The organism is Sinorhizobium glycinis (genome assembly GCF_001651865.1).
In the GTDB taxonomy this organism is placed as follows: domain Bacteria; phylum Pseudomonadota; class Alphaproteobacteria; order Rhizobiales; family Rhizobiaceae; genus Sinorhizobium; species Sinorhizobium glycinis.
Window position 1 is genome coordinate 1 of the sequence record NZ_LPUX01000018.1, and the last position, 2,825, is coordinate 2,825.

1 protein-coding gene and 2 pseudogenes are annotated in these 2,825 nt (G+C 58.2%); all 3 read right to left on the reverse strand.

Annotated elements, in window-relative coordinates:
• Positions 1 to 380 precede the first annotated feature (380 nt).
• Entirely contained in the window at positions 381 to 1,352 is a 972-nt protein-coding gene (locus AU381_RS00140) for a hypothetical protein (protein ID WP_015633430.1), read from the reverse strand.
• A gap of 114 nt (positions 1,353 to 1,466) precedes the next feature.
• Positions 1,467 to 2,411, reverse strand: a pseudogene (locus tag AU381_RS00145) (IS110 family RNA-guided transposase); the annotation flags it as partial.
• Positions 2,412 to 2,444: 33 nt separating this feature from the next.
• A pseudogene (locus AU381_RS27785) lies at positions 2,445 to 2,750 on the reverse strand (transposase); the annotation flags it as partial.
• Positions 2,751 to 2,825: the final 75 nt, after the last annotated feature.

Consider the following 2,825-nt stretch of genomic DNA (forward strand, 5'->3'; position numbering starts at 1 on the left):
AAATCGCGTGTGTCGCCGCAGCCTGACAGCCGTCCCCGCCAGCTATCGCTGCATCAATCCGCTGATAACTTTACAGTGCCCATCAGACTGCCCTTGTGCCTGCATGAATCTCGAACCTTTGAGAAGCGCCTCCTTCAGCTCGGCGGTCGATTAAGTTGACGATGCCCTCTGGCGTGATAGAAAGGGATCAGGATCGATCCGTTTCCAACTAACAAACCTGTTCAACCGGTCCCGCTCCGCGCGTCCATCCCTCTTACCAAGAATGATGAACCCGTGGTGCTCGAAGACGCGCGGCCCCTCCTTCGGCTCTTCGTTAGGCATGGTGTTGCAGTGTTTGCCCATGAACGCACTTACCGCGATTGGGACCGTCGATAGGTTATCTATTCATTACCATCACGCCTGTATGGATTTGCTTCACTGTCAGTCCGGTAGTCATCAAGGTTGCTGCCCAGAAATAAGCGTTCGGTCTCTCGTGTTGGCGTTCTGCCCAGCGAGCACATCAGATCCACATCCGCATCGATGTTGTCCTGGTCCTCGACATTCATTCCGAGCCCAATACTGCTCAGTACATCGTCGGGCGTCCAGACCGAGGACTTCGGAACGGTGTAGGTGTGCAGTGTGCTCGCATTGTTGGCGATCGCTCTCGCCCAGTGGTCGCGCGAAACAACCAGCTTCGAAGGATCCTCAACCAACGACACGAAAGGAGACGCTGTTGTCTTGCCGCGCATATGCCATCCGGCTTGGCGCGCTCGATCCATAGGATATCGTTCCAGAGGATCTCCATGGGAGAAATGATCCCGCGCCGTGCTACGAACATGCGATATTGCGCTCGTGTCGTTTTCGATGCGTGGATTGCAATCGCTGTCCTGGTTCTGAAAGCGCCGCAGTATCACATATGACGACCCTGCCACGTCGTCGAAAATACGGCCCCGATCGATACTGCCGTCGCCAACTGCGGTCGCTGGTGACCACCGCCCTGATTGCCGGTAGGCAAGCTCGATCTCGTTTCTAAGCACATCAAGAGGGGCACCCGTCAGCTTTGCGGCAAGCTGGGCGCGCGCTCTCACAAATGATTCGGCCGGATAGCAGCCAGGTTCTGGGGCCACCTCGTTCGGCGCATTCGAGAAGTTGGCAGTCCCGGGATCTGCCGCAAGGGAGACAGAATCCGGCGTTGGGTGAATCAAATGTAAGTCAGCTAGCTGCTGCTCAAAGCTTGCTTGATTCGGAGGGTGCGCCGGTGAGCTGGTCTGCGCGCTCAGCTTGTCTGGCCGTCGGTCCGCCGGGTCCGGCCGCGGCAGGAGATCGTGAACGCCAACCTGAGATTCTGCGGCATTTCGTGGATCAATGTTCATTTTCCCTCCGAGTACGGCTGTTGTTGGCGAACATTTATGCAAGTGCAGCTTTCGAGATCCTTACGGAAGAGGAAAGAAGCCAATAATTCACTTGCGGGGTGCCGGATGTCGTTTGGCGACGGCGGCGACCTTGTAAGGTCTTCGTGCCATCAGCGAGACGATCCAAGAGGGAAGCGTCACTCCTCTGCGAGCTTGCTTCAGGATGGATGTCGCGCCGACGATCAGCAGCGTTCGCAACTGTTTGTTCCCGCGTTTCGATATACGGCCCAGCCGCTCCTTGCCGCTGCTCGAGTGCGTTTTCGGGGTAATTCCGATCCAGGCGGCTAGATCACGTCCGATTGGGAAGGCTGCTGGATCCTGGATCGTCGCTCGAACTGTCGCGGCGATGATGGGGCCGACGCCCGGGATACTGGTAAGCCGCCTAGCGGTGTTATCTGCTTTCACTGCCGTGACTATCTTCGCGTCAAGCGCCTCGATGCGAGCCGACAGCATCTCAATTTGCGCGACCATCTCGAGAAGTGCAGCCCGAGCCGCCGATGGGAGACGGGTGTCATCATCGTCTCGCAGAATGACGATGAGCTTGGCGATGCTCGTCATGCCCGTCGCAGCAATGATGCCCAATTCGGCCATATGAGCTCTCATGGCGTTCGCCGTCTGGCTTCGCTGGCGGACGAACAACTCGCGGGTCTTCAAAACCATGCCTGCGGCTTGCTCGGCGGGCGTCTTAATTGGCACGAACCGCATTGTGGGACGCGTTACCGCCTCACAGATCGCTTCGGCGTCGGCAGCGTCGGTTTTGTTCCGCTTGACATACGCCTTCACGTAGGCCGGCGGTATCATCCTGACTGTATGCCCGAACTGACTGATGGCGTTCGCCCAGTGGTGAGCGCTCGCGCAGGCTTCGAGCCCGACGAGGCACGGCTCAAGGCTGCGGAAGAACTCTAACATCTGCGACCGCCGCAAGGCTCGGCGGACAACGACGTGGCCGTCTTCGGCAACGCCGTGAACTTGAAAGATCGATTTAGCCAGGTCGAGACCGAGTGTGGTGATCTTCTCCATGGAACGGTTCCTTCTGTTTCGTGGCGATTGGCATCACCACAATAGGCACCTTCGATGCCGTTTCGGAGGGCCGTTCCACACCATCAATTTGTGTGGTCGTGCAGTTGGTTGAGGGGGCAGCATGCGAGCTCTAAGGAGTTCTGGGCCTGCTCTGCCATACATTGCACGCTTGATCGTCTTCAGGCGATTGATCTGGCCTTCCGCCTGGCCGTTGCTCCACGGCAGTTCGATTGCGTTGTGGACGGCGTCAATGTCACGACGCAAAACTCGGGCGAACCGCGCGATCGCGACGAGACCCGAGTTGACCGCTTCGTCAATCCAGATGCCGAGCCTGCTTGATGATGTGGACGCCCCCGCGCCGGCGGTTGCCGCTATGATGCCGGCCAGTTACCCGCAGCAAAAGAGGAGCGTTGA

Excerpts from the sequence above, each read along its gene's own strand:
- AU381_RS00140 (WP_015633430.1), bottom strand. The coding sequence starts at position 1,352 with ATGAACATTGATCCACGAAATGCCGCAGAATCTCAGGTTGGCGTTCAC.